Annotated in this window: 25 protein-coding genes; 10 read left to right on the top strand and 15 right to left on the bottom strand. The window is 71.0% G+C overall.

Translation table 11 applies throughout. From position 1 onward, the window contains the following. Nucleotides 1-32: 32 nt before the first annotated feature. Nucleotides 33-995: a LysR family transcriptional regulator gene (locus tag ABT254_RS00850; protein WP_351462302.1), complete on the top strand. Its 963-nt coding sequence runs from the start codon at nt 33-35 to the stop codon at nt 993-995. 113 nt (nt 996-1,108) lie between these two features. Here ABT254_RS00850 and ABT254_RS00845 read toward each other — a convergent pair whose 3' ends face one another. Next, nucleotides 1,109-1,870, bottom strand: a complete 762-nt coding sequence (locus ABT254_RS00845; RefSeq protein ID WP_351462301.1) for a prolyl oligopeptidase family serine peptidase — start codon at nt 1,868-1,870, stop codon at nt 1,109-1,111. Between the two features lie 113 nt (nt 1,871-1,983). On the opposite strand from ABT254_RS00845, the gene ABT254_RS00840 reads away from it, so the two are divergent. Both ABT254_RS00840 and ABT254_RS00835 read left to right on the top strand, forming a co-directional pair. After that, the gene (locus ABT254_RS00840) at nt 1,984-3,141 is read left to right on the top strand and encodes an adenosine deaminase (protein ID WP_351462300.1); all 1,158 of its coding nucleotides are present in this window, start codon (nt 1,984-1,986) and stop codon (nt 3,139-3,141) included. 139 nt (nt 3,142-3,280) lie between these two features. After that, nucleotides 3,281-3,631: an ATP-binding protein gene (locus ABT254_RS00835; RefSeq protein WP_351462299.1), complete on the top strand. Its 351-nt coding sequence runs from the start codon at nt 3,281-3,283 to the stop codon at nt 3,629-3,631. Nucleotides 3,632-3,707: 76 nt separating this feature from the next. On the opposite strand, the gene ABT254_RS00830 is transcribed toward ABT254_RS00835, so the two are convergent. From ABT254_RS00830 to afsQ1, 5 genes are all read right to left on the bottom strand, one after another. Next, the gene (locus ABT254_RS00830) at nt 3,708-3,911 is read right to left on the bottom strand and encodes a PspC domain-containing protein (protein ID WP_030929945.1); all 204 of its coding nucleotides are present in this window, start codon (nt 3,909-3,911) and stop codon (nt 3,708-3,710) included. Between the two features lie 67 nt (nt 3,912-3,978). After that, nucleotides 3,979-4,560 (bottom strand): VanZ family protein, encoded by a 582-nt coding sequence (locus tag ABT254_RS00825; protein ID WP_351462298.1) that lies wholly within the window; start codon nt 4,558-4,560, stop codon nt 3,979-3,981. Nucleotides 4,561-4,804: 244 nt separating this feature from the next. After that, nucleotides 4,805-5,416 carry a hypothetical protein gene (locus tag ABT254_RS00820; RefSeq protein WP_351462297.1) on the bottom strand — a complete coding sequence of 204 codons (612 nt, stop codon included), beginning with the start codon at nt 5,414-5,416 and terminating at the stop codon, nt 4,805-4,807. Continuing rightward, nucleotides 5,413-6,978 (bottom strand): ATP-binding protein, encoded by a 1,566-nt coding sequence (locus ABT254_RS00815; RefSeq protein WP_351462296.1) that lies wholly within the window; start codon nt 6,976-6,978, stop codon nt 5,413-5,415. Before ABT254_RS00815 ends, ABT254_RS00820 begins: the two co-directional genes overlap by 4 nt. Then, nucleotides 6,975-7,652, bottom strand: a complete 678-nt coding sequence (gene afsQ1, locus ABT254_RS00810; RefSeq protein ID WP_351462295.1) for a two-component system response regulator AfsQ1 — start codon at nt 7,650-7,652, stop codon at nt 6,975-6,977. Before afsQ1 ends, ABT254_RS00815 begins: the two co-directional genes overlap by 4 nt. Before the next feature lie 253 nt (nt 7,653-7,905). Between afsQ1 and ABT254_RS00805 the strand changes: the two genes are divergently transcribed. Next, on the top strand, nt 7,906-8,649 hold the full coding sequence (locus ABT254_RS00805) for a SigE family RNA polymerase sigma factor (protein WP_351462294.1): 744 nt from the start codon (nt 7,906-7,908) through the stop codon (nt 8,647-8,649). A gap of 167 nt (nt 8,650-8,816) precedes the next feature. On the opposite strand, the gene ABT254_RS00800 is transcribed toward ABT254_RS00805, so the two are convergent. Continuing rightward, entirely contained in the window at nt 8,817-9,452 is a 636-nt protein-coding gene (locus ABT254_RS00800) for a uridine kinase family protein (protein WP_351462293.1), read from the bottom strand. Between the two features lie 126 nt (nt 9,453-9,578). On the opposite strand from ABT254_RS00800, the gene ABT254_RS00795 reads away from it, so the two are divergent. After that, the gene (locus ABT254_RS00795; protein ID WP_351462292.1) at nt 9,579-9,980 is read left to right on the top strand and encodes a hypothetical protein; all 402 of its coding nucleotides are present in this window, start codon (nt 9,579-9,581) and stop codon (nt 9,978-9,980) included. Between the two features lie 77 nt (nt 9,981-10,057). On the opposite strand, the gene ABT254_RS00790 is transcribed toward ABT254_RS00795, so the two are convergent. The 3 genes from ABT254_RS00790 to deoC are packed head-to-tail and all read right to left on the bottom strand — an operon-like array spanning nt 10,058 to nt 13,378. Then, nucleotides 10,058-10,984 (bottom strand): aldehyde dehydrogenase family protein, encoded by a 927-nt coding sequence (locus ABT254_RS00790; RefSeq protein WP_351462291.1) that lies wholly within the window; start codon nt 10,982-10,984, stop codon nt 10,058-10,060. After that, complete coding sequence (locus tag ABT254_RS00785) at nt 10,977-12,413, bottom strand: aldehyde dehydrogenase family protein (protein ID WP_351462290.1); 1,437 nt, start codon at nt 12,411-12,413, stop codon at nt 10,977-10,979. The genes ABT254_RS00790 and ABT254_RS00785 overlap by 8 nt, the downstream gene beginning before the upstream one ends. 5 nt (nt 12,414-12,418) lie before the next feature. After that, nucleotides 12,419-13,378, bottom strand: a complete 960-nt coding sequence (gene deoC, locus ABT254_RS00780; RefSeq protein ID WP_351462828.1) for a deoxyribose-phosphate aldolase — start codon at nt 13,376-13,378, stop codon at nt 12,419-12,421. A 113-nt stretch (nt 13,379-13,491) separates the two neighbouring features. Here deoC and ABT254_RS00775 point away from each other — a divergent pair, with 113 nt between their 5' ends. After that, entirely contained in the window at nt 13,492-14,151 is a 660-nt protein-coding gene (locus ABT254_RS00775) for a PH domain-containing protein (RefSeq protein WP_351462289.1), read from the top strand. Nucleotides 14,152-14,655: 504 nt separating this feature from the next. On the opposite strand, the gene ABT254_RS00770 is transcribed toward ABT254_RS00775, so the two are convergent. The 3 genes from ABT254_RS00770 to ABT254_RS00760 all read right to left on the bottom strand — a co-directional run bounded on the left by ABT254_RS00770 (nt 14,656) and on the right by ABT254_RS00760 (nt 18,049). Further along, nucleotides 14,656-16,287, bottom strand: a complete 1,632-nt coding sequence (locus tag ABT254_RS00770) for a phospho-sugar mutase (protein ID WP_351462288.1) — start codon at nt 16,285-16,287, stop codon at nt 14,656-14,658. Between the two features lie 355 nt (nt 16,288-16,642). Then, nucleotides 16,643-17,467: a purine-nucleoside phosphorylase gene (locus ABT254_RS00765; RefSeq protein ID WP_351462287.1), complete on the bottom strand. Its 825-nt coding sequence runs from the start codon at nt 17,465-17,467 to the stop codon at nt 16,643-16,645. Between the two features lie 144 nt (nt 17,468-17,611). Continuing rightward, entirely contained in the window at nt 17,612-18,049 is a 438-nt protein-coding gene (locus ABT254_RS00760; RefSeq protein WP_351462286.1) for a gamma-glutamylcyclotransferase family protein, read from the bottom strand. Between the two features lie 107 nt (nt 18,050-18,156). Here ABT254_RS00760 and ABT254_RS00755 point away from each other — a divergent pair, with 107 nt between their 5' ends. Both ABT254_RS00755 and ABT254_RS00750 read left to right on the top strand, forming a co-directional pair. Then, a complete protein-coding gene (locus tag ABT254_RS00755; protein ID WP_351462285.1) occupies nt 18,157-19,605 on the top strand; it encodes an NAD(P)H-quinone dehydrogenase in 1,449 nt (482 codons plus the stop codon). Between the two features lie 166 nt (nt 19,606-19,771). Continuing rightward, on the top strand, nt 19,772-20,722 hold the full coding sequence (locus ABT254_RS00750; RefSeq protein WP_351462284.1) for a DeoR/GlpR family DNA-binding transcription regulator: 951 nt from the start codon (nt 19,772-19,774) through the stop codon (nt 20,720-20,722). Nucleotides 20,723-20,827: 105 nt separating this feature from the next. Here ABT254_RS00750 and ABT254_RS00745 read toward each other — a convergent pair whose 3' ends face one another. Next, entirely contained in the window at nt 20,828-21,373 is a 546-nt protein-coding gene (locus ABT254_RS00745; RefSeq protein ID WP_351462826.1) for a TetR/AcrR family transcriptional regulator, read from the bottom strand. A gap of 250 nt (nt 21,374-21,623) precedes the next feature. Here ABT254_RS00745 and ABT254_RS00740 point away from each other — a divergent pair, with 250 nt between their 5' ends. Both ABT254_RS00740 and ABT254_RS00735 read left to right on the top strand, forming a co-directional pair. Beyond that, nucleotides 21,624-22,613 (top strand): helix-turn-helix transcriptional regulator, encoded by a 990-nt coding sequence (locus ABT254_RS00740; RefSeq protein WP_351462283.1) that lies wholly within the window; start codon nt 21,624-21,626, stop codon nt 22,611-22,613. A 104-nt stretch (nt 22,614-22,717) separates the two neighbouring features. Then, the gene (locus ABT254_RS00735) at nt 22,718-23,416 is read left to right on the top strand and encodes a hypothetical protein (protein WP_351462282.1); all 699 of its coding nucleotides are present in this window, start codon (nt 22,718-22,720) and stop codon (nt 23,414-23,416) included. Nucleotides 23,417-23,503: 87 nt separating this feature from the next. Here the strand turns inward: ABT254_RS00735 and ABT254_RS00730 are convergent, their stop codons facing one another. After that, nucleotides 23,504-25,276: an acetyl/propionyl/methylcrotonyl-CoA carboxylase subunit alpha gene (locus ABT254_RS00730; protein WP_351462281.1), complete on the bottom strand. Its 1,773-nt coding sequence runs from the start codon at nt 25,274-25,276 to the stop codon at nt 23,504-23,506. Nucleotides 25,277-25,432: the final 156 nt, after the last annotated feature.

The following is a 25,432-nucleotide window of genomic DNA, read 5'->3' as shown; positions in this document are numbered from 1 at the left end:
GTCCAATGCATGGAATTGCCATAATCGTTCCCATGGTGCATCAGCAGAGGTCACAAGCTCGCCTGTCACCGTCCAGTGACACAAAAGACACCGAGGACATCGTCTCGCTGCTCGCCCCGCGCCTCGCCCACTTCGCCGGGGTCGCCCGCACCGAGCACGTCACGCGCGCCGCCCAGGAGATGCAGGTCCCGCAGTCCACCCTCTCCCGGGCCATGGTCCGTCTCGAACAGGACCTGGGGGTCGATCTGTTCGCCCGCCGCGGCCGCACGGTCTCGCTCACCCCGGCCGGCCGCACCTTCCTGGGCTCCGTCGAACGTGCACTCGCCGAGATCGAGCGCGCCGCCGAGGAGGTACGCGCCGACGCCGACCCGGCCACCGGCAAGGTCGCCTTCGGCTTCCTGCACACCATGGGCGCGGAGACGGTCCCCGGCCTCATCCACGCCTTCCGGGCCGACCACCCCCGCGTCCGCTTCAGCCTCGTCCAGAACTACGGCGAGGCGATGCTGGAGAAGCTGCGCGCGGGCGAACTCGACCTCTGCCTGACCTCCCCGGTCCCCGACGCCCCCGACCTGGTCGCCCGCCGCCTCGACGAACAGAAACTCCGTCTGGTCGTCCCCGCCGACCACCCCCTGGCGTCCCGCCGCCGCATCCGCCTGGCCGAAGCAGCCGACGAAACCTTCGTCACCCTCGAACCGGGGTACGGCATGCGCCGTATCACGGACGACCTGTGCAAGGAGGCCGGCTTCCGGCCGAGGATCGCCTTCGAAGGGGAAGAAGCGGAGACCCTACGAGGCCTGGTGGCAGCAGGCCTCGGAGTAGCCCTCCTGCCCCCACCCGCCTTTCCCCGCCCGGGAGTTGTGGAACTCACGGTCACGGCCCCGAGAGCGGCAAGGGAAATCGGCGTCGCCTGGCTCGACGGCCACCCGGACACGCCCCCCGTGGCCGCCTTCAAAAAGTTCCTGCTTTCAAGAAGGGGCAACTTGCTGCCCACCTGAGCGGCAGCGCCCCGTCAGGGGCGCGGGGCTGCATCGATATGCGGCTCCGCCGCGTGGGCGCGAGCAACCACATACAACCCGCACTCGCCAACGACCCACCCACACCAACGGCGCTACCGGCGCAACGACTTACCGAACCCCGCAGCCAAAGGCATCCGCAACCCCAACGGCGGCGGAGCCGCCAGCGCATCCTCCACCGGCCGCGAAAACGCCCGCCCGAACAAGGCCCCCATCACGAAGTCCTCGGCCAGCGCGTGCACTTCACTCCGGTACTGATGCAACCCATGACCGTCGGAGTGCACTTCGAACCGGCACACGTCCCGGTTCGCCTTCTTCGCCCGAGCCGCCAGCCGAAACGACAGCTCGGGATCGGTACGCTCGTCATTCGTCCCGTGAACGATCAGCACCCGCCGCCCCGCCAACTGCTTCACCGGTTCAGGCGAAGCCGCGACATCCTCCTCGGGCAGCCAAGGCGCCATCGCCAGTACGGAATTGACCGCCTCGTGCCCGCCCGCACGCAGTGCGGCCCGGCCGCCCATGCCGAGGCCGGCGAGGCAGACGGGGACGTCGCCGTAGCGCCGTACGGCCTCGTCCGCGGCCCAGGAGGCGTCTTCTGCCAGATGGGCCTCGCTGCCGTTCCAGCCGCGGTAGCGGTAGTGGACGACATGCGTGGCGAGGCCCTCCTCCCGCCCCGCGCGGGCCAGCCGGCGGCCCAGTGCGCGTACGGAGGCGGTCGCCAGCATGGGGGAGGGTCTGCGGTCCGACTCCTCGTCGCCGCCGGGGAGCAGCAGAACCACTCCGCTCACCGCCGTCGGTTCCGGGCCGAGTGCCCTCCCCAGCCGGGCCCGTCGAACCGGCGTCGCTTGGTGTGCCATGACAGAACAGTGTCAGAAGCGCGGGTGTACGTGCCCCGTCCATGCGGTCACCGTTACGTATCGGCGGAGTTGTACAACCAGCGATCTACGCGCGTAGGAGGTAGAGTGCGGAAATGACGAGCCAGACCATCTCGAACACCCCGACGCCGGAGCAGATCCGCCGGGCGCCGAAGGTTCTGCTGCACGACCACCTCGACGGCGGTCTCCGCCCGGGGACGATCGTCGAACTCGCCCGCGAGACGGGCTATGACCGCCTCCCCGAGACCGACGCCGGCAAGCTGGGCGTCTGGTTCCGGGAGGCCGCCGACTCCGGTTCGCTGGAGCGGTACCTGGAGACCTTCTCCCACACCGTCGGCGTGATGCAGACCCGCGACGCGCTGGTGCGGGTCGCCCGCGAGTGCGCCGAGGACCTCGCCGAGGACGGGGTCGTCTACGCCGAGGTGCGCTACGCCCCCGAGCAGCACCTGGAGGGCGGGCTGACCCTCGAGGAGGTCGTCGAGGCCGTCAACGAGGGCTTCCGGGAAGGGGAGCGGCTCGCACGGCTGAGCGGTCACCGGATCCGGGTGGGTGCCCTGCTGACCGCCATGCGGCACGCCGCCCGTGCCCTGGAGATCGCCGAACTCGCCAACCGGTACCGGGACCTGGGGGTGGTGGGCTTCGACATCGCGGGCGCCGAGGCCGGTTACCCGCCCACCCGGCACCTCGACGCCTTCGAGTACCTGAAGCGCGAGAACAACCACTTCACCATCCATGCCGGTGAGGCCTTCGGGCTGCCGTCCATCTGGCAGGCCCTGCAGTGGTGCGGCGCCGACCGGCTCGGACACGGCGTGCGCATCATCGACGACATCCAGGTGCACGCCGACGGCTCGGTGAAGCTCGGGCGGCTCGCCTCGTACGTACGCGACAAGCGCATCCCGCTCGAACTGTGCCCCAGCTCCAACCTCCAGACCGGGGCTGCGGAGTCGTATGCCGAACACCCGATCGGGCTGCTGCGCAGACTGCACTTCCGTGCGACCGTGAATACGGACAATCGACTCATGTCGGGCACGAGTATGAGCCGGGAATTCGAGCACCTTGTCGACGCCTTCGGTTATTCGCTCGACGACATGCAGTGGTTCTCCGTCAATGCGATGAAATCAGCGTTCATTCCTTTCGATGAACGACTGGCGATGATCAATGACGTGATCAAGCCGGGATATGCCGAGCTGAAGTCCGAATGGCTGTTCCAGCAAACGGCTTCCACCAGCGGTTCTGTGTCCTCGGAGGGGTAACCGGGGATATTGGGGTGTGTGGAATGCGGACGGGTATTCACAACCCGTTCGCATTTCGATGTTTGCGGTGGGTGGGTGCCCGTGTTTACGGTCGAGACACCGCTCACATTTCCGCAACCCCATTTCGAGGATGCATTTCATGAAGCAGTCTGCTGCCAAGACCCTCGGTGTCGCCGCTCTCGGTGCCGCCTTCGCCGCCACGGGCGCGGGCGCCGCGAACGCGGCCCCGGCGGTCCCGGACGCCACCGGCATGCTGGGCTCCGTCACCAGCGCGCTCCCGGCGCAGAACGTCTCCCAGGCGCTGCCGGGTGCCCAGGCGGCGGTGGCCCAGGGCAAGCCCGCCCTCGAACGCGGTCTGTCCTCCGTGCGGCCGTCGGCCGGCGCGCTCACCGACGGATCCGCGCCGGTGGCCGGGCTGCTCGGTGGTATGCCGGTGCAGTCGAGCCTGCCCACGCACGGGCTGCCCGTGAACGGTCTGCCGCTCGGCTGACCCGCCTCCCGAACGCGCCGATGGGGCGCACCCCCGGGCACGGGGTGCGCCCCATCGGCGTACCTGGAAAAGGGCCTCACCAGGCGGTGCGGGCCGCCTTCTCCTCGGAGGGCAGCAGGATCCACAGTGCTATGTAGAGCAGGAACTGCGGGCCAGGCAGCAGACAGGACAGCAGGAAGATCACGCGCATCGTGGTCGCGGAGGTGCCGAAGCGCCGCGCCAGACCGGCGCACACGCCGCCGATCATGCGGCCGTGGGTGGGGCGGACGAGGGCGGACATGTGCGGCTCCTTCGTGAGCGTCGGTAGGAGGGAGCCTCTTGGTCGGCTTCCTCATCTGCCTTCAACGCTACGGAGACGAAGGGGGCAAAGCGTCGCTCCAGGGTGCGATCCCGACCCTGGGAAACGTCGGGGTTCGACCCTGAACCGCTTCCTCCTGGCGGACGGCCGCCCCCTCCTTCCGCTCGGACCTGCGGCGGAGCCAGGAGCGGGCCGCGGGGACGACCGCGAGGTGGGCGAGGGCCACACCCACGGTGTTCAGCAGCAGCGAGTCGACGTCCGGGACCCGGCCGGGCACCCCGGTCTGCAGCAGCAGGATGCCCGCGGAGACCAGCGCGCCCGCGGCGACCGTGCGGACGAACGAGGCGAACGGGAAGGCCCACAGCCTGCCGTGCGCCATCGGGAGCAGTACGCCGAGCGGCGCGAGGAGGCCGACGCCCTCGCCGATGCGGCGGGCCGCCGCCGGCCGGCCCAGGGCCAGGTCGGCGCGTATGCCGGCGAACGGATGCAGGTTGGGGGGCATCACCCAGGGCACATCCAGCGGGCGCAGCGTGAGCCAGGCGACGAACACGAGGTGTGCGACAAGGAGGACACCCCCTGTCACACGGATACGGATCGCGGCGTTGCCGCCGATGAAGCCTTGACGCTGCACGACCCCCTAGACGCCGCGTGCGGCAGGATCGGTTCCGGCTTGCCCGGAGGTACCTGTATGAGGCCTCCGCCACACGCCCCTTTCATGGCTCGTTCACCTCCGGGGCGCCTCAGCCGGTGCGGACAATCGAGTTCGCCTCGCGATGCCCGCACCGATTGCACTGGCCGACCTTCTTTTCTGCCGGCTGGCCGACCTACTTTTCTGCTGGGGGTCCGGGGGTCGTCCCCCGGAACAATGCAGTACGTCAGCCGCCCGTAACCGCACTCGACGGCGGCTGCTCGGTGCCCGGGCGGGAGCGGACCTCGTCCGTGCACTCGTAGCGGCGCAGCGGCTCCTTGCCGGGGCCGCCGAGGATGACCGAGCCGTCGCCCTCGGCCGCCGCCGAGTCGGAGAAGGTGCAGACGAGCTGGGCCAGCGCGAAGGACGTGAGGTCACCGGGCGGGTTGCTGAGCCGGAGCGTGTCGTCGGGATCGCCGGGGCGGGGGCCGCTCACGGTCATGCCGCCGCGTACGTCGGTGGTGTACCCGGCCTCCTTCTCGGCGGCAGACGGCGTCGCCGCGAGCTGGTCGAGCAGCCCCTGCGCCACCAGCACCCGCCGCTGGGAGTCCGGGGAGCCGTCCGGGACCCGTACCGTCCGGTCCACCGCGACCAGCGAGGACCCGCACAGCAGGAACACCTGCACGGGCAGCCCGCGCGAGGCCTGGGTCGAGACCTCCGGCTCGGCCGGCGAGCACTGCACCTGGGAGGGCGCCGCCCCGAAGTCCGTGGGCACCTCGGTGGGCCGGATGCCGCAGCCGGCGATCAGCGCGGCCATGCCGGCGAAAAAGGGGAGCGCCAGAAGACGTCGTGCGGTCATGAGGCGTTCCCGTTCTTCCCCGTGTCCTTCTCGGACTCCTCCGTCAGCGCCGACGCGTCCCGCGGCAGCCGCAGTGTGAACACCGCGCCGCCCTCGGGGGAGTTGGCGGCGGTGATCTCGCCGCCGTGGATGTGGGCGTTCTCCAGGGCGATGGAGAGCCCGAGTCCGCTGCCCTCGGAGCGGGGGCGGGAGGCGCTCGCCTTGTAGAAGCGGTCGAAGACGTGCGGCAGGACGTCCTCGGGGATGCCGGGCCCGTGGTCGCGCACGGCGATGACGATCTCGGCGTCCTCCGGCCGCACCGAGACCCGCACCGGCGACCCGCCGTGCTTGAGCGCGTTGCCGATCAGGTTGGCGAGGATCACGTCCAGGCGGCGCGGGTCGACGCGGGCGTGGATGCCGCGCTCGGCGTCCAGCTCGACCGCGTCCAGCCAGGCCCGGGCGTCGATGCAGGCGGTGATCTGGTCGGCGAGGTCGACGTCGTCCAGGACCAGCCGTGCGGTGCCCGCGTCGAAGCGGGTGACCTCCATCAGGTTCTCGACGAGGTCGTTGAGCCGCCGGGTCTCGCTGACGACCAGCCGTACGGCGGGTTCGATCATCGGGTCCATCGACCCGGAGTCCGCCTCCAGCTCCTCCTCCAGGATCTCCGTCACGGCGGTGATCGCGGTGAGCGGCGTACGGAGTTCATGACTCATGTCGGCGACGAAGCGCCGGGATGCCTCGTCCCGCGCGGCCATGTCCTCGACCCGCTTCTCCAACGCCTCGGCCGCGTCGTTGAACGTCCTTGACAGGTCGGCGAGTTCGTCGGTCCCCGACACCCTCAGCCGGGTGTCCAGCTTGCCCTCGCCGAGCCTGCGCGCGGCGACCCCGAGCCGCTGCACCGGCTTGAGCACGGTCGAGGCGGCGGCCTGCGCGAGCAGCGCCGAGCCGACCAGCGCGAGCCCGGTGGCGATCCCCAGCGACCAGGCGAGGGAGTTGAGGTCCTTGGCCTCCGGCTCCAGCGACTTGAGCATGTAGCCGGTCGCCCCGCCGTTGATCACCCTCGTGCCCGCCACCAGGTACGGCGTGCCGTGGTCGACGACGCGCTGCCAGTACAGGTGGTAGGCGTACTTGTTGCCGGAGTCGACCTGCTGCTTCCTGGTCACGGCCGCGCGCAGCGACTTGGGCACGTCCTGCAGCGAGAAGCCGTCCAGGCCGCCCGAACTGCCGTAGACGGTCCTGCCGTCGGGGTCCTGTGCGACCAGCAGCACGCTGAAGCGCTGGCTGCTGTTCGCCATCTGGCCCGCGGTGTGCTGCAGTTCGTCCTGCGTGGGGTGCGCGCTCAGGGTGCCCGCCCGGGTCTGCATCGCCTGCCGGAAGTCGCCGAGCACCGCGTCCTGGGTGCGGGTGAGCACGGCCTCGCGGTTGAGCCAGTAGGCGATCCCGGAGGCGGAGACGGCCGCGGTGAGCGCCACCAGGCCGAAGACGACGACCAGGCGCAGCCGCAGACTGGTGAAGCGCAGCCGAGAAAGATGTCCCTTGCGAGTCGCGGCCCAGCCGCGAACCCCCCCTTGCGCTTCGGTCACTGAGGCGTGTCCAGCCGGTAGCCCACGCCGCGCACGGTACGGATCAGCGTCGGGGACGAGGGCACGTCCTCGACCTTGGCACGCAGCCGCTGGACACACGCGTCCACCAGCCGGGAGTCGCCGAGGTAGTCGTGCTCCCACACCAGCCGCAGCAGCTGCTGCCGGGACAGCGCCTGACCGGGACGCCGGCTCAGCTCCAGGAGCAGCCTGAGCTCGGTCGGCGTGAGCTGCAGGTCCTCGCCGTTCTTGGTCACCGTCATCGCCGCGCGGTCGATGACCAGGCTGCCGAAGCTGGCCGAGTCGTTCGACTCCCGCTCGCCGCGCCGCAGCACGGCCCGGATCCGGGCGTCGAGCACCCGCCCCTGTACGGGCTTGACGACGTAGTCGTCGGCGCCGGACTCCAGGCCCACGACCACATCGATGTCGTCACTGCGCGCGGTCAGCAGAATGATCGGCAACTGGTCCGTGCGCCGGATGCGCCGGCACACCTCGAACCCGTCGATGCCGGGCAGCATCACATCCAGCACGATCAGGTCCGGCCGCTGCTCGCGCAGGAGCTTCAGACCGTCCTCACCGGTGGCAGCGGTGGCAACCCGGTGTCCCTGGCGCGTAAGAGACAGCTCCAGGGCCGTACGGATGGCGTCGTCATCCTCGATCAGCAACAGGGTAGGCACGCGCTCATTCTGGCCCATGGTGGGTCGGGGTTTCGACTCTGCTGCGGACCCGTACGCCTGTGTGCCCGTACCGCTCTTCTCTGTGACCGCGCTGTGTCTTCCCTGCGGCCGACCCCTGTGACAGGTCTGTGACAGTCGGCGGACACGGCCATGAAGGTGCGAGGGCAATCTTTTCGGCACAGGCAAGAAAGCACCGCAGAGATCCACCGCCTGAGCAAGCCGAACACCGGAAGTCCACGACGGGGGGCGCGAGATGAACATGCTGCACAGCACGAGCACCAGCGCAGTGATCACGCGCCTGCACGACGTGAACGGGGGCCGGGGTTCCGAGAAGTCCGGTGCCGTGAGCGGGCGGGGGTGCGCTCGCGGCGCCGGGCGTCAGCACACCGCGTACATGACGGTGGTTGACGGTTTCACGGGGGAACCGCACGGGGGAAGCGCGTACAGGGAGGACTCGGGGGAGCGTCGGTCGCTGTCGGAGGCGGAGTTCACCGCCTACGTCCAGGAGCGCCGCGCCTCCCTGTACGCCACCGCCTACCACCTGACCGGTGACCGCTTCGAGGCCGAGGACCTGCTGCAGAGCGCGCTGTTCTCGACGTACAAGGCCTGGGACCGGATCAGCGACAAGGCCGCGGTCGGGGGCTACCTCCGCCGCACCATGACGAACCTGCACATCAGCGCGTGGCGCCGCCGCAAGCTGAACGAATACCCGACCGAGGAGCTGCCGGAGACGCCCGGCGACACGGACGCGATGCGCGGCACGGAACTGCGCGCGGTCCTGTGGCAGGCGCTCGCCCGCCTCCCCGAACTCCAGCGCACCATGCTGGTCCTTCGCTACTACGAGGGCCGCACGGACCCGGAGATCGCGGAGATCCTCGACATCAGTGTCGGCACGGTGAAGTCCAGCATCTGGCGGTCGCTCCGCCGGCTGCGCGAGGACGAGGTCCTCAGCTTCGGCCGTGACGAGGAGGACGCCTTCGGGGAGCTCGTCGCCTGAGGGTTGGGGGGAAGCAAGGAACGGGGGAAGCACGGGGGAGCGGTAACCGGGGGGCCCACGGGGGACAACGGGGGTTCACGGGGGAAGCACCACGGGGGGAACGGGGGAGCGGGACTGGAGGGCCGGGGGGTCCGTCCAGTCCCGCTTTTTTTCGTGTACGTGTGCGGTCAGCGCGTGGGGGTTGCCGCCGGGCGCCGGCCCACCGCGGCCGCGGCCAGCCGGCCCAGTGCCTCGTCCCGGTCGCAGGCGTGGGCGCCGAGGGCGGTCTGGCGGGCGATGATCGAGCGTTCCTGGCGCATCAGGCGCCAGCCGCGGCGCAGCAGGAACGGGACCGACTTGCGGCCCTCCTTGAGGTCGCGCAGGAAGCGGCGGCGGAAGGTGCGGACCGCACCGCGGTTCAGGCACAGGGCGTCGGCCAGCAGCCCCAACTCCCGGCAGCGCTCGACGATCTCGGCGGCGAAGATGCCCTCCGCTATGAACAGCGGGGTCCGGCCTATGTCGACGGTCTCCTCGCCCGTACGGGCGGAGCGGGAGATGTCGTAGACGGGGACCTTCGTACGGCCCGTGCGGCACAGCTCCGCGATCGCGGCGACGGCCGTGTCCGTGTCCCAGGAGTCCGGGTGGTCCCAGTCGATGTCGGAGCTTCCCGCCACCAGCGGCAGCGTCGGGTCCTCGCCCTCCTTGTAGAAGTCGTCGAGGCGCAGCACGGGGAGGCCGGAGCGGGCGGCGACCAGGGACTTGCCCGAGCCCGAGGGGCCGCAGAGCAGCACGACGCGGGTGGGGGAGGGGAGATGAATGCTCACGGGACACCAGTTTGACGTATTCCGTACGCCCTGCCGACCCCGCGGGTCGGCTTTGGTGTGCGCATCACATCTCAACTACCCTTCGTGTCGACCTGATTACTCAGCGAATCCAAGGTGACTACTGCAATGGCACGACACGCTTCCCCCTCCAAGCCCACCGCCCAGCGCGCCCTGATCGCCCTCGCGACCGTTTCGGCGGCCCTGGGCGCGAGCGCGGCGACGGCCTCCGCCGACTCCACGGCCGCCGTGAAGGTGCCGCTGTCGCCGGCCACCGCGGCGAACGCGCTCGGCAAGCTGGACCCGCAGAAGAGCCTGCAGGGGCCGACCGGCCAGGTGCGGTCGGTCACCGGCTCCGTGCAGGGCCTCAGGCGCAACGCGCTCACCCGCAACACGGTCGACCCGACGGACAACCACATCGCCGGCCCGCTCTCCGGGCTGAGCTACCTCGCCGAGACGAGCCCGGTCGGTACGGTTCCGGCTGCGCTGACGACGGCCGCCATGCTGCTGGGCGGGCCTCGCCTGGTCTGAACCCGGCCGGCGCATGAAAGAGAGCCGCGTCCTCCCCGGACGGAGGGAGGACGCGGCTCTCGGTCTGCGGGGGCCGGTCAGTACGACGAGCCCGACGCGCCCAGCGAACCCGTCGGGTGCCAGACCGTCTTCGTCTCCAGGAACGCCGTCAGCCGGTCGGTCCCCGGAGTCGCCGACCAGTCGACTTCGTCCACAGGCTGTGGACGAAGAACGCGCTTCAGGTTGTCCGCCGCCGCGATCTCCAGCTCCTTCGCCAGGCCATCGTCGGCGCCGGCGCCCGCGAGGTCGATCGCGTTGACGTCCTGGTGCGCGGCCAGCGGGGTCGCGATCTCCGCCGTACGGCCGGAGAGGACGTTGACGACACCGCCGGGCAGATCCGAGGTGGCCAGGACCTCGCCCAGGGACAGCGCGGGGAGCGGGGACTTCTCGGAGGCCACCACGACCGCCGTGTTGCCCGTGGCGATCACCGGGGCGATCACCGAGACCAGGCCGAGGAACGACGACTCCTGGGGGGCCAGGACGGCGACCACGCCCGTCGGCTCGGGCGAGGACAGGTTGAAGTACGGGCCCGCGACGGGGTTTCCGCCGCCGACGACCTGGGCGATCTTGTCGGTCCAGCCCGCGTACCAGACCCAGCGGTCGATCGCCGCGTCGACGACCGCCGCCGCCTTCGACTTCGAGAGGCCTTCCGAGTCGGCGACCTCGCGGACGAACTGATCCCTGCGGCCCTCCAGCATCTCCGCGATGCGGTAGAGGATCTGACCGCGGTTGTACGCCGTCGCGCCCGACCAGCCGCCGAACGCCTTGCGGGCGGCGACCACGGCGTCACGGGCGTCCTTGCGGGACGAAAGGGGCACGTTCGCCAGCCAGTTGCCCTTTGTGTCCGTCACCTCGTACACCCGGCCGCTCTCGGAACGCGGGAACTTCCCGCCGACGTACAGCTTGTAGGTCTTGAAGACCGACAGACGGTCGAACCGCTCGGTCTTCTCGGTCTTCTCAGACATCGAGGTACGCCTCCAGGCCGTGGCGGCCGCCCTCGCGGCCGAAGCCCGACTCCTTGTAGCCGCCGAACGGCGAGGTCGGGTCGAACTTGTTGAACGTGTTGGACCAGACGACGCCCGCGCGGAGCTTGTTCGCGACGGCGAGAATGCGCGAACCCTTCTCCGTCCAGATGCCCGCCGACAGGCCGTACGGGGTGTTGTTGGCCTTGGCGACCGCCTCGTCCGGCGTGCGGAAGGTGAGGACCGACAGCACCGGGCCGAAGATCTCGTCGCGGGCGATCCGGTGCGCCTGGGTGACGTTGGTGAAGAGCGTCGGGGCGAACCAGTAGCCGGAGGACGGGATTTCGCAGGCCGGGGACCAGCGCTCGGCGCCCTCCGCCTCGCCTTGCTCGACGAGGGTGGTGATACGGGAGAGCTGTTCCTCGGAGTTGATCGCGCCGATGTCCGTGTTCTTGTCGAGCGGGTCGCCGAGGCGGAGGGTGGTCAGGCGGCGCTTGAGCGAGTCCAGCAGCTCGTCCTGGATCGACTCCTGTACGAGGAGCCGGCTGCCCGCGCAGCAGACCTGGCCCTGGTTGAAGAAGATGCCGCTGACGATGCCCTCGACGGCCTGGTCGATGGGGGCGTCGTCGAAGACGATGTTGGCGCCCTTGCCGCCCAGTTCGAGGGTGAGCTTCTTGCGCGAGCCCGCCACGGTGCGGGCGATCTCCTTGCCGACCGCCGTCGACCCGGTGAACGCGACCTTGTTGACGTCCGGGTGCGCGACGAGCGCTGCGCCCGTGTCGCCGTAGCCGGGAAGGATGTTGACGACGCCCTTGGGGAGACCGGCCTGGCGGCAGATGTCCGCGAAGAACAGGGCGGAGAGGGGGGTCGTCTCGGCGGGCTTCAGCACGACCGTGTTGCCGGTCGCGAGGGCCGGGGCGATCTTCCACGCCAGCATCAGGAGGGGGAAGTTCCAGGGGATGACCTGGCCGGCGACGCCCAGCGGCTTCGGGTTCGCTCCGAAACCGGCGTGCTCCAGCTTGTCGGCCCAGCCCGCGTAGTAGAAGAAGTGCGCGGCGACCAGGGGGAGGTCGGCGTCGCGGGTCTCCTTGATCGGCTTGCCGTTGTCGAGGGTTTCCAGGACGGCGAGCTCACGGCTGCGCTCCTGGATGATCCGCGCGATGCGGAACAGGTACTTGGAGCGCTCGGAGCCGGGCAGCGCCGACCACTTCTCGAAAGCCTTGCGGGCGGCCTTCACCGCGCGGTCGACGTCCTCGGAACCGGCCTGGGCGACCTCCGACAGCACCTCCTCGGTGCTCGGGGAGACCGTCTTGAAGACCTTGCCGTCGGCCGCGTCCGTGAACTCGCCGTCGATGAACAGGCCGTAGGACGGTGCGATGTCGACGATCGAGCGGGACTCGGGTGCCGGGGCGTATTCGAATGCGGATGCCATGGTGATCAGTCCACCGTCACGTAGTCGGGGCCGGAGTAGCGGCCGGTGGCCAGCTTCTGACGCTGCATCAGCAGGTCGTTCAGGAGCGAGGAGGCGCCGAAGCGGAACCAGTGGTTGTCCAGCCAGTCCTCGCCCGCGGTCTCGTTGACCAGGACGAGGAACTTGATGGCGTCCTTGGAGGTGCGGATGCCGCCGGCGGGCTTCACGCCCACCTGTACCCCGGTCTGCGCACGGAAGTCGCGCACGGCCTCCAGCATCAGCAGGGTGTTGGCGGGGGTGGCGTTGACCGCGACCTTGCCCGTGGACGTCTTGATGAAGTCCGCGCCCGCCAGCATGCCGAGCCAGCTCGCGCGGCGGATGTTGTCGTACGTCGACAGCTCGCCCGTCTCGAAGATGACCTTGAGGCGGGCCGAGGCGCCGCAGGCCTCCTTCACGGCGACGATCTCGTCGTACACCTTCATGAAGTGGCCCGCGAGGAACGCGCCGCGGTCGATGACCATGTCGATCTCGTCGGCGCCCGCGGCGACGGCCTCGCGCACGTCGGCCAGCTTCACGGCGATCGGGGCGCGGCCCGCCGGGAAGGCGGTGGCGACCGAGGCGACCTTCACGGAGGAGCCGGCGACGGCCTCCTTCGCGGCGGGCACCATGTCGGGGTAGACGCAGACGGCCGCGGTGGCGGGGGTCGTACGGTCCGTGGGGTCGGGGTGGACGGCCTTGGCGCCGAGCGCCCGGACCTTGCCCGGGGTGTCCGCGCCTTCCAGCGTCGTCAGGTCGACCATCGAGATGGCGAGGTCGATGGCGTACGCCTTCGCGGTCGTCTTGATGGAACGGGTGCCGAGCGAGGCGGCGCGTGCCTCCAGGCCGACCGCGTCTACGCCGGGCAGCCCGTGGAGGAAGCGGCGCAGCGTGCTGTCGGACGCGGTGACGTCAGCGAGAGCGTGTGCTGTGGGTGCAGTGATGGGCATGGTCACCAGACGAGCATATCTACGCGCGTAGCGGCTGTACACCCCCGGCTGCTCATCAAGTGCGCACGCACCACGTACGAGCATCGTCGTGGCCGTCGGGCAGAATCGGCACCATGACGACCCCGGACCACGAGTCAGCAGCACCACAGCCCCCGGCCTCCCCGTACCAGGACCGGGCCTACCGGTCGTCCGCGGGTCTCGCCGGCGGCGTCCTGCTGCTCGCCATCGCGGGCTGGCTGGGCATCGACGCGATCGTCTCCGGGCACGGCCGCACGCCGTGGCTGGCGCTCGCCACGCTGATCCTCATCGTGCCGCTGATCGTGGCCTTCACGCTGCGCCCCGCCGTCCACGCCAACGCGGAGCGGCTGCGCATCCGCAACCCCTTCCGCATCGTCGTGGTGCCCTGGAGCGAGGTCGTCCAGCTGCGGTCCGGCTACTCCAACGAGGTCGTCGTGAAGTCCGGCAGCAAGTACCAGCTGTGGGCCGTCCCCGTCTCGCTGCGCGCCCGGAAGAAGGCGGCGCGCCGGGAGGCCAGGGCGAAGGCGGACGCGAGCGGCGGGGGCCGGCGGGGCAGCGCCTTCGGACCCGGCGTCCCGGCGGGACCCGTCCGCGCCGAGGGCGACAGGACCATGGACGACCTGCGCGAACTGTTCGAAGCCCAGGAGCGGACGGAGACGACGCAGGGCGAAGTGACGGTGCGCTGGGCGTACGAGATCGCGGGCCCGGCGTTGGCCGGAGCGGTACTGCTGGCGATTCTGCTGGCGACGGCCTGAACGACCGCTGATCCACGGGTGGCGCTTGGCGCCGGGGCCCCGGGCAGGCCCGGCCCGCTGGGTATCGGCCGGCTACGGCGCGCTGCCGAGCGGACACGCTCCCGGCTGGCCCTCCGGCCGGGTCGGCGACGGTGTGCCGCTGCCCAGGCCTGCCCCCGCTTGGGCCTCGGTCCCGGCTGGGGTCCGGTCTCGCCCGGCTCGGGTCCTGGCCGGTCGGCCACGGTGTGCTGCTGCCCGTGCCTGCCCCCGCTTGGGCCCCGGTCCCGGCTGGGCTCCGGTCTTGCCCGGCTCGGGTCTTGGCCGGTCGGCCACGGTGTGCTGCTGCCCGGGCCCGCAGGGTCGGCTCGGGGGCGGGTCTGGTACGCCCCACGGGGTGCCCCCAGCGGCGTCGTCGTGGGGGCGTGGTGGCCAGGTCGGCAGCCCTGGCTCAAGGCTTCGAAGGGGTGCCCCGGGCCGATGGCCGAGGGCACCCCTTCGAGGTGGCGCCGGTGCGAGCGGTGCGGCTCAGATGCCGGCCGCCGCCGACAGGTCCCGCTTGATCGCCGCGAGCAGGTCGTTCGCGGTGGCGTGCGCCGCCGGGAGGTCGGCGTGTGTGGCGACCGGGACGACGACCTCCAGGTAGCACTTCAGCTTGGGCTCCGTGCCGCTCGGGCGGACGATGACGCGGGCGCCCTCGAGCGTGTAGCGCAGCCCGTCGGTGGGCGGCAGCCTGTCGGTGCCCCGGGTGAGGTCCTCGGCCCTGGTGATGGCGAGGCCCGCGAGCTCGGTCGGCGGCTGCTCCCGCAGCTGCCGCATGGCGCGCGCGATGACCGACAGGTCCTCCACCCGGACCGAGAGCTGGTCGGTGGCGTGCAGCCCGTGCTCCACCGCGAGGTCGTCGAGGAGGTCCGGCAGGGCCCGCCCCTCCTCCTTGAGCTCGGACGCCAGCTCGGTGATCAGCAGTGCGGCGGTGATGCCGTCCTTGTCGCGCACACCGTCTGGGTCCACGCAGTAGCCGAGGGCCTCCTCGTAGCCGTAGCGCAGCCCCTCGACGCGGGCGATCCACTTGAAGCCGGTGAGGGTCTCCTCGTACGGCAGCCCCGCCTTCTCGGCGATACGGCCGAGGAGGGAGGACGAGACGATCGACTCGGCGAAGGTCCCCCTGGCGCCGCGTCTGACCAGGTGGGCGGCGAGCAGCGCGCCCACCTCGTCGCCGCGCAGCATCCGCCAGTCGCCGGCGTCCTTGACGGCCACGGCGCAGCGGTCGGCGTCGGGGTCGTTGGCGATGATCAGGTCCGGGTCGCTCTCGCGGGCCTTCGCGAAGGCGAGGTCCATGGCGCCCGGCTCTTCCGGGTTGGGGAAGGCGACGGTCGGGAAGTCCGGGTCGGGCTCGGCCTGCTCGGTGACCAGGACGGGCTCGGGGAAACCGGCCCGGGCGAACGCGGCGAGCAGGACGTCCTTGCCGACGCCGTGCATCGCGGTGTAGACGGTGCGCGCGGTGCGCGGGGAACCGGCGGCGAGCACCGCGTCCGTGCGCGCCAGATAGGAGTTCAGGACGCTGTCGTCGAGGGTCTCCCAGCCGGCTTCCGGACGCGGCACGTCGTCCAGGGAGACGATCGCGTCGATCTCGGCGGCGATCTCCGCGTCGGCCGGCGGCACGATCTGCGAACCGTCGCCCAGATAGACCTTGTAGCCGTTGTCGCGGGGCGGGTTGTGGCTGGCGGTGACCTCCACGCCCGCGACCGCGCCGAGGTGCCTTATCGCGTAGGCGAGGACGGGGGTGGGGAGCGGGCGGGGGAGCACCGCGGCCCGGAAGCCCGCGCCCGTCATCACGGCCGCCGTGTCGCGCGCGAAGTCCGCGGACTTGTGCCGGGCGTCGTAGCCGATGACCACGAGCCCGCCGCGCTCTCCCTTGGCGTTGAGGTACGCGGCGAGTCCGGCGGCGGCCCGGATGACGACCGAACGGTTCATGCGCATGGGGCCTGCGCCGAGCTCACCGCGCAGACCCGCGGTGCCGAACTGGAGGGTGCCGCTGAATCGCTCTTCGAGTTCCGCGACGGCACCGGCCTCGATGAGCTTGGCGAGCTCGTCGCGGGTCTCCGGGTCGGGGTCCTCCGCGAGCCAGGTCTCGGCCCGGGCGATGAGATCGTCGTGCACGGTCGGTCCAGCCTCTCGTGTGGGTCTGAAGGGGGTGCCTGCGGCGCATCCGCGGCATCGGTGGGGTGCGCGCAGCGCCTGCGGTTCGATTGTGGGTCGGGGCCGCGCCGGGGGTGTCCGTCCTCGGTCGGGCGGTTGGTGTTCGGTGGGGCCGCGCTCGGTGGCGGACGCCCGCCGCTGCGGGCGGACACGCCCGCCACGTCCCCTTCTCGCCGTACGCGGGTGCAGACCGCCCCAAGGGGGCGCGTGTCCCCTGTGGGCGACTGCGGCCTCCCAAGGGGCGCGGGGAACTGCGTGATCAGACACGACCGGTCCGCAGTCGCTCTACGACATTCCGCGGCACCCCCTAAGGCGTTCAGATCCGCCCGAGCACCTGCGCCAGCAGCGAGCCCATCCGCGTCGCGGAGTCGCGGCCGGCCTGGAGGACCTCCTCGTGGTTCAGCGGCTCGCCGGTCATCCCCGCGGCGAGGTTCGTCACCAGGGAGATACCCAGCACCTCCGCACCCGCCTCCCGCGCCGCGATGGCTTCCAGCACCGTCGACATGCCCACCAGGTCCGCCCCGATCACCCGGGCCATCCGGATCTCGGCCGGCGTCTCGTAGTGCGGGCCGGGGAACTGGGCGTAGACGCCCTCCTCCAGGCTGGGGTCGATCTCCTTGCACAGGGCGCGCAGGCGGGGGGAGTAGAGGTCCGTCAGGTCGACGAAGTTCGCGCCGACGATCGGCGACGTCGCCGTCAGGTTGATGTGGTCGCTGATCAGGACCGGCTGACCGGGGCGCATGCCCTCGCGGAGGCCTCCGCAGCCGTTGGTGAGCACGATGGTCTTGCAGCCGGCGGCGACGGCGGTGCGGACGCCGTGTGCGACGGCGGCGACCCCGCGGCCCTCGTAGTAGTGCGTACGGCCCAGGAAGACCAGGGCCCGCTTCTCACCGATCTTGTACGAGCGGATCTTGCCGCCGTGCCCCTCCACCGCCGGCGGCGGGAAACCGGGCAGGTCGGTGACCTGGAGCTCGGCGTCGGGTGCGCCCAGGGCGTCCACGGCCGGTGCCCAGCCGGAGCCCATCACGAGGGCGACGTCGTGGGTCTCGGCGCCGGTCAGTTCGCGCAGGCGTGCGGCGGCGGCGTCGGCGGCGGCGTGCGGGTCGCCCTGGATGTCGTCCGGAAGAAGAGATGCGTTCACGCGTCGAGAGTAGCCGCTCTGGGCCTACGCGCGTAGATGACAGAGCTCACGGGTTGGCGATCGTTGTCTTGTCGTTTCCAACGAAGCTTGTGACACAACGGGACCTTTGTGGCCCCTGTGGTTCAACTGTGAACCTGTCGCGTCTCAGCAGGGGCGTTTCCGCAGCTCCATCACATAGTCGTGCGGCGCGCCCGCGGACTCGGCGGCATCGGCGATCTCGCCCAGATACCGGGCGGAGGGCAGACCGCCCTCGTAGCCGTCGAGGACATAGGTCCACGCCGGTTCCTCGCCGTCCAGCGTGTGCACCCGCACCCGCATCCGGCGGTAGACATTGAGGCCGACGCCCTCCCAGCGGTCCATGGACTCCTCGTCCGGCGGTGCGATGTCGTACAGCGCGACGAAGACCTGTGAGAACGGGTCCTCGACGATCGTCGCCAGGGCGCCCTCCCAGCCCATGTGCTCGCCCCCGAACGTCAGCCGCCAGCCGTTCAGCCAGCCCGTGGCGCGCATCGGCGAGTGCGGGGCGCGGCGGGTCATCAGCCGCGCGTCGAGGTTGCCGGCGTACGCGGCGTAGAGCGACATGGGTCGAGGGTACGGCAGCCGACCCACGGGCCCCTGACGTATCAGCGGCCTCTTGCCAACCCATTGCCCCGCCCCCCGGGCAGTAGCACCTTGAACGGTGCGGGACAATGGGGTACGTGACTCGGATCGTGATCATCGGTGGCGGACCCGGCGGATACGAGGCGGCCCTGGTGGCCGCCCAGCTCGGCGCGGAGGTGACCGTCGTCGACTGCGACGGTCTGGGCGGGGCGTCGGTGCTGACCGACTGCGTACCGTCGAAGACCCTTATCGCTACGGCCGAGGTGATGACCACCTTCGACTCCTCGTACGAGGAGCTCGGCATCATCGTCGCCGACGACACCCCGCCGCTGGAGCAGGCGGCCCGGGTGGTGGGGGTCGATCTGGGGAAGGTCAACCGCCGTGTGAAGCGGCTCGCCCTTGCCCAGTCCCATGACATCACCGCCTCCGTCACGCGGGCCGGCGCCCGGGTCATGCGCGGCCGTGGACGCCTGGAGGGCATGCAGGCCCTCGACGGCTCCCGCAAGGTGATCGTCTCCGCCGCCGACGGCACCGAGGAGACCCTCACCGCGGACGCCGTCCTCATCGCGACCGGCGGCCACCCGCGCGAGGTGCCCGACGCCCAGCCCGACGGCGAGCGCATCCTCAACTGGACGCAGGTGTACGACCTGAACGAGCTTCCCGAGGAGCTCATCGTGGTCGGCTCCGGTGTCACCGGCGCCGAGTTCGCCGGTGCCTACCAGGCGCTGGGTTCGAAGGTCACCCTGGTCTCCTCCCGGGACCGGGTGCTGCCGGGTGAGGACCCGGACGCCGCCGCTGTCCTCGAGGACGTCTTCCGGCGCCGCGGCATGAACGTCATGGCCCGTTCCCGCGCCGCCGCCGCCAAGCGGGTCGGCGACCGCGTCGAGGTCACCCTCTCCGACGGCCGTGTCATCACCGGCACCCACTGCCTGATGGCGGTCGGCGCCATCCCCAACAGCGAGGGCATGGGCCTGGAGGAGGCCGGCGTCAAGCTGCGCGAGACCGGGCACATCTGGACCGACAAGGTCTCGCGCACGACCGCTCCCGGTGTGTACGCCGCCGGTGACGTGACGGGCGTCTTCGCCCTCGCCTCCGTGGCCGCCATGCAGGGCCGTATCGCCATGTACCACTTCCTCGGCGACGCGGTGGCCCCGCTGAATCTGAAGACCGTCTCGTCCAACGTCTTCACCGACCCGGAGATCGCGACCGTCGGCTACACACAGGCGGACGTCGACGCGGGCAAGATCGACGCCCGGGTGGTCAAACTCCCGCTCCTGCGCAACCCGCGCGCCAAGATGCAGGGCATCCGCGACGGCTTCGTGAAGCTCTTCTGCCGTCCGGGTACGGGCATCGTGGTCGGCGGTGTGGTCGTGTCCCCGCGCGCCTCGGAACTGATCCATCCGATCTCGATCGCCGTCGACAACAATCTGACGGTCGAACAGATCGCGAACGCGTTCACCGTGTATCCGTCCCTTTCGGGGTCGATCGCGGAGGTCGCCCGGCAGCTCCACACCCGCAAGACCGGCGGCGAGGTCTGACGGCCGAAACCGACTCCTCGCTGGTCACGGGGAGTTGTCGAGCATGCGTACGGCATAGTCGGGGCGGGTAGGTCCTATACCACTTCCCGCCCTTGTGTGCGAACAACTTCTGCTATTCGGCGCAAACTGCTGAAACCAGACGGTCGTTGGGGTTACTGTCAGTTTCGTGTTCGCTGCAGAACGTCGCCAATTGATCCTCGAAATGGTGCGAGCGAACGGGGCCGTGTCGCTCCGTGAGCTCGCCCGCGTCGTCCAGACCTCCGAAGTGACCGTACGGCGGGACGTGCGCGCACTGGAGGCAGAAGGACTCCTCGACCGCCGGCACGGCGGTGCGGTACTGCCGGGCGGGTTCACGCGGGAGTCCGGCTTTCCGCAGAAGTCACATCTCGCGACCGCCGAGAAGACGGCCATCGCCGACCTCGCCGCCAACTTCGTGGAAGAGGGCGAGGCCATCGTGGTCGGGGCGGGTACCACCACCCAGGAGCTGGCCCGCCGGCTCGCCCGGATCCCCGGGCTCACCGTAGTCACCAACTCCCTGCTGGTCGCCCAGGCGTTGGCCCATGCCAACCGCGTGGAGGTCGTCATGACCGGCGGCACCCTGCGCGGCTCCAACTACGCCCTCGTGGGCAGCGGTGCCGAGCAGTCCCTGCAGGGGCTCCGGGTGTCCCGGGCGTTCCTGTCCGGGAGCGGGCTCACCGCCGAGCGCGGCCTGTCCACGTCCAACATGCTGTCGGCGTCCGTGGACCGGGCGCTGGTGCAGGCGGCCGCGGAGGTCGTCGTGCTCGCCGATCACACCAAGCTGGGCACGGACACGATGTTCCAGACCGTGCCGACGGATGTGATCACCCGGCTGGTGACCGATGAGCCGCCGGTGCATGACGACCGGGCCGCCACGGAGTTGCAGGCTCTCGCCGATCAGGGCGTGCAGATCGCGGTGGCCGGGGCCTCGGGGAACTCGGGGGGTGATTCCGTCCCCCCGCGCCAAGCGCGCCGTGACGTTGCCCTGCCGGGGCCTCGTCGGGGGCAGGTTCCGGGGGCGGGGCTTCGGACGTTGACGTCCGAGGCGCCGGGGTCTGAGCAACAGCGGGCGCGGGTTGCTGACTTGCGGCGGCGGTGAAGGTCGCCCAGTCGCCGTAGGGCTTGCGGTTGTTGTGCGGCTGCGGGGGTGTGGGGTTGCTCGCGCCCACGTGGCGGAGCCGCAAATCGATACAGCCTCGCGCCCCTAAAAGGCCAATCCACGCAACGTCAGCATCAGCAACCGGTCGGCCAGTTCCGGGTCTCCCGGACTCTCCTCCGCCGCCAGTGCGATGGCGTGCGTCAGTTGCAGTAGGTCGGCGATCACCACGTCCTCCCTTACCGCGCCCGCCTCCTGTGCTCGTCGCAGCAGCGCGCCGCCCGCCTCCCTGATCGGGTCGCTGCAGCGCGCCAGTGCTGACGTGTCGTCGGATGTCACCGACATCAACTGCCGTGCCAGGCCCCGATATTCGCCGGCGTGCGTGACGATCTCGCGCAGCCAGGTCACCAGGGCCGTGCACGGGTTCGGGTCTGCCAGCAGCTCGCGGGAGCGGGCCAGCAGGTCCGCCACCGCGTCCTCGAACACCGCGCTCAGCAGCGCGTTGCGGTTGGGGAAGTGGCGGTACAGGGTGCCGATGCCCACGCCTGCGCGTCTCGCCACGTCCTCCAGGGACGCCTCCGCGCCGTGCGCGGCGAAGGCCGTGCGGGCCTCGGTGAGGAGGCGTTCGTAGTTGCGGCGGGCGTCGGCGCGCATGGGGCGGGTCGGTGCGGTCGGCGCCGGGGTCTCCCGGTTCCCCGCAGCCTCCCGTGAGATCGCGCTCACCATGGCTCCCACCTGCTCTCCCGCACGCCCCCGTGATGCCTCCAGGATGCCATCGACAGACGGCCGACCGGGCTTCCCGGGGCGCGCTCAGGCCGTACCTTCTTCTCGGGGGCGCCCTTCTCGGGGTTTCCCCGGACATCTCAGGACTTCTCATGGCGAGAGCAGCGCCGGGAGAGTGCGTATGGAGATCGCCGGTGCGGACGCGCGGCGGGTGCTCGGGATCGCGAGCGAGCTGGAAGACGCCGGGTCGGAGCGGGAGTTGCGGGAGCGCGCCGTGGGGGCGCTGATGGAGCTGATACCGGCCGACGCGGGGCAGGCATACCGGCTCTCCGCCGACGGGACCGGGGTGTCCGCCCTGTCCGTGCCCGAGGACTCCTTCCACGCCGACCCGATGGTGATCTACGAGCATCCCCTGGACCACCCGCTCACCGACATCATGCTGGAGACGCCCACCGCTCAGGCCTGGCGGGTCAGCGATGTCGCCGGGGACCGGCAGTGGCGGCGCACCCACTGCTACAACCTCGACTTCAGGCCCTTCGGGCTGCGCCGGCACCTGGTGGCGACGGCCGGCTCGGCCGAGGACGTGGTCGAGGGGTACGCGCTGATGAGGTCCGGCGCCGACTTCAGCGAACGGGAGCGCGATCTGTTCGGCTTCGCCCAGCTCCACCTCGTCGGCGTGGAGCAGCGGTTGGCCGAGCGGCAGCGGCTGCTCGCGCTCTCCGCCGCCGCGCTGGCCCTCGCCGCGGACCATGGGTGGGGGGTGGCCTTGCTCGGCGAGGACGGCCGGGCGCAGCCGCTGAACGCGCTCGCCGCCGAGCTCCTGACCGTCGTGGGCGACGATCCACGGCTGCGGCACGAGCGGTCCTTCACCGTCCGGGACGTCGAGGTACGGCCCGTGCCGTCGGCCACCCCCGGACTGCCCGACCTGCTTCTGCTCCGCGACCTCGCCCGGGGGCGGACCCTCGCCCGGCTGTTCGGGGTGACCGAGCAGGAGCACCGGACGCTGCGCCACCTCCACGACGGCCGTACGGCGACGGAGGCGGCCCGCCGGATGGGGCTGTCGCCGACCACCGTGCGCGGCTACATCGCCTCCCTGCACCGGAAGCTGGAGGCGGGCCATACGGCGGCGCTGCTGCGGCGGGGGCGGGATCTCGGGCTCCTGACCGACTGAGCCCGGCCCCCGCAACCCTCAGAATTGACGGATGGTCATCGGCCAGGTCCCCTCGCTTCACTGGCTTGAGGCGCTCCGAAAGACGCGAGCTCAGGGGGACTCTCATGGCCACTACGTCGTCACACCCGCCCACCACCACCGAGGCGACGCCCGCCGGGACCGCGCGGCGGCTCGCGGGGCTCGCGGCCGTGCTGGGGCCGCTGCTGCTCGCGGCGGCGTTCCTGATCAGTCCGTACGACACCAACGCCGACGCCGACGAGATCGCCCGGGTCATCGCCGCCCACCAGGGCGCCACGGAAGCGTCGGTGTGGCTCTGGACGGTCGGGACCCTCGTCCTCGCCCCGGGCCTGATCACCGTGGGACTGCTGGCCACCGCGCGGTCCGCCAAGCTGGGCCTGTGGGGCTCGGTCCTCTTCGGCACCGGGCTGCTCGCGATCACCGCGACCCCGTCGCTCGACACCGTCGCCCTCGGCGCGCTCGACAAGGGAGTCGACGTCGACACCCTGGCGAAGGTCGGGAAGGGCACCAACGACCTGCTCGTGGTGGGCGTGCCGATCCTCTACTTCGTCGCCGCCCACGTCATCGGGGCGATCCTGCTGGGCGTCGCGCTGCTGCGCAGCCGGACCGTGCCGGTCTGGGCCGCCTGGCTGCTCATCCTGTCCATGCCGTTCAACGTCGCCGGCTACGCGGGCGGCATCGAACCGGTGACCGTCCTGTCGTTCGTGATGCTCGCCGTGCCCTTCGGCTACGCGGCCCTCGCCTTCGTCCGGCACGGCACGGGATGGGTCCGGAGCACCTCGTAGACCATCACCTCGGGGGAAACACGGAGCGCCCGGCGGACTCACTGCTCCAGTCCGCCGGGCGCCCCAGGATGTCGCTACGGGTCCTGCTCAGTCCTTGATCTCGCAGATCGCGGCGCCGGAGCTGATGGACGCGCCGACGTCGGCGGACAGGCCCTTGATGGTGCCGGACTTGTGGGCGTTCAGCGGCTGTTCCATCTTCATCGCCTCCAGGACGACGACCAGGTCGCCCTCCTTGACCTCCTGGCCCTCCTCGACGGCGACCTTGACGATCGTGCCCTGCATCGGCGAGGCGAGGGTGTCGCCGGAGGCCACCGGGCCGGACTTCTTGGCGGCGCGGCGCTTCGGCTTGGCGCCGGCCGCGAGGCCGGTGCGGGCCAGGGACATGCCCAGCGAGGACGGCAGGGAGACCTCCAGGCGCTTGCCGCCGACCTCGACGACGATCGTCTCGCGGTCCGAGTCCTCCTCGGCCTCGGCCTCGGCCGGGGCGGCGAACGCGGGGATCTCGTTGACGAACTCGGTCTCGATCCAGCGGGTGTGGACCGTGAACGGCTCGGCGGAGCCGGTGAGTTCGGGGGCGAAGGCCGGATCCTTGACCACCGCGCGGTGGAAGGGGATCGCCGTCGCCATGCCCTCGACCTGGAACTCCTCCAGGGCGCGGGCGGCGCGCTGCAGGGCCTGCTCACGGGTGGCGCCCGTGACGATCAGCTTGGCGAGCAGGGAGTCCCAGGCCGGGCCGATCACGCTGCCGGACTCGACGCCCGCGTCAAGGCGGACGCCCGGGCCGGACGGCGGGGCGAAGGTGGTGACGGTGCCGGGGGCCGGCAGGAAGTTGCGGCCCGGGTCCTCGCCGTTGATGCGGAACTCGAAGGAGTGGCCGCGCAGCTCGGGGTCGCCGTAGCCGAGTTCCTCGCCGTCGGCGATGCGGAACATCTCGCGGACCAGGTCGATGCCGGCGACCTCCTCGGTGACCGGGTGCTCGACCTGGAGGCGGGTGTTGACCTCCAGGAAGGAGATCGTCCCGTCGAGGCCGACGAGGAACTCCACGGTGCCCGCACCGACGTAGCCGGCCTCCTTGAGGATGGCCTTGGACGAGGAGTAGAGCTCGGCGACCTGCGCCTCGGACAGGAACGGCGCCGGGGCCTCCTCGACCAGCTTCTGGTGGCGGCGCTGGAGCGAGCAGTCACGGGTGGAGACGACGACCACGTTGCCGTGCTGGTCGGCCAGGCACTGGGTCTCCACGTGCCGCGGCTTGTCCAGGTAGCGCTCGACGAAGCACTCGCCGCGGCCGAAGGCGGCCACCGCCTCGCGGACCGCGGACTCGTAGAGCTCGGGCACCTCCTCGAGGGTGCGGGCGACCTTCAGGCCGCGGCCGCCACCGCCGAAGGCGGCCTTGATGGCGATCGGCAGGCCGTGCTCCTCGGCGAAGGCGACGACCTCCTCGGCACCGGAGACCGGGTCGGGCGTGCCCGCGACCAGCGGGGCGCCGGCGCGCTGGGCGATGTGCCGGGCGGCCACCTTGTCGCCCAGGTCGCGGATGGCCTGCGGCGGCGGACCGATCCAGATCAGCCCGGCGTCCAGAACGGCCTGCGCGAAGTCGGCGTTCTCGGAGAGGAAGCCGTATCCGGGGTGGACGGCGTCCGCGCCGGACTCGCTCGCCGCGTTCAGGATCTTGTCGATCACCAGGTAACTGGTCGCCGGGGTGTCACCGCCCAGGGCGAACGCCTCGTCCGCGGCGCGGACATGCAGAGCGTCGCGGTCCGGGTCCGCGTAGACGGCCACGCTCGCGATCCCGGCATCCCGACAGGCCCGGGCCACGCGGACAGCGATTTCGCCACGGTTGGCGATGAGCACCTTGCGCACGATTGAGGCTCCCTCCTTGAAACAAGCCGAGTTTAGGGACTGGCTACACGGCACTACGACCCGTCCCCAGTGGTGAGCTTGCCCACACGGAGCGTGATGCGAGGCTTGCTCGACCCGCGAAATCCCTTGTCGCACCTCGGTACGCAGGACTCCTCC

The organism is Streptomyces sp. NPDC001137 (assembly GCF_040298885.1).
Lineage (GTDB): Bacteria > Actinomycetota > Actinomycetes > Streptomycetales > Streptomycetaceae > Streptomyces.
This window is presented reverse-complemented; position numbering and strand designations above follow the sequence as displayed.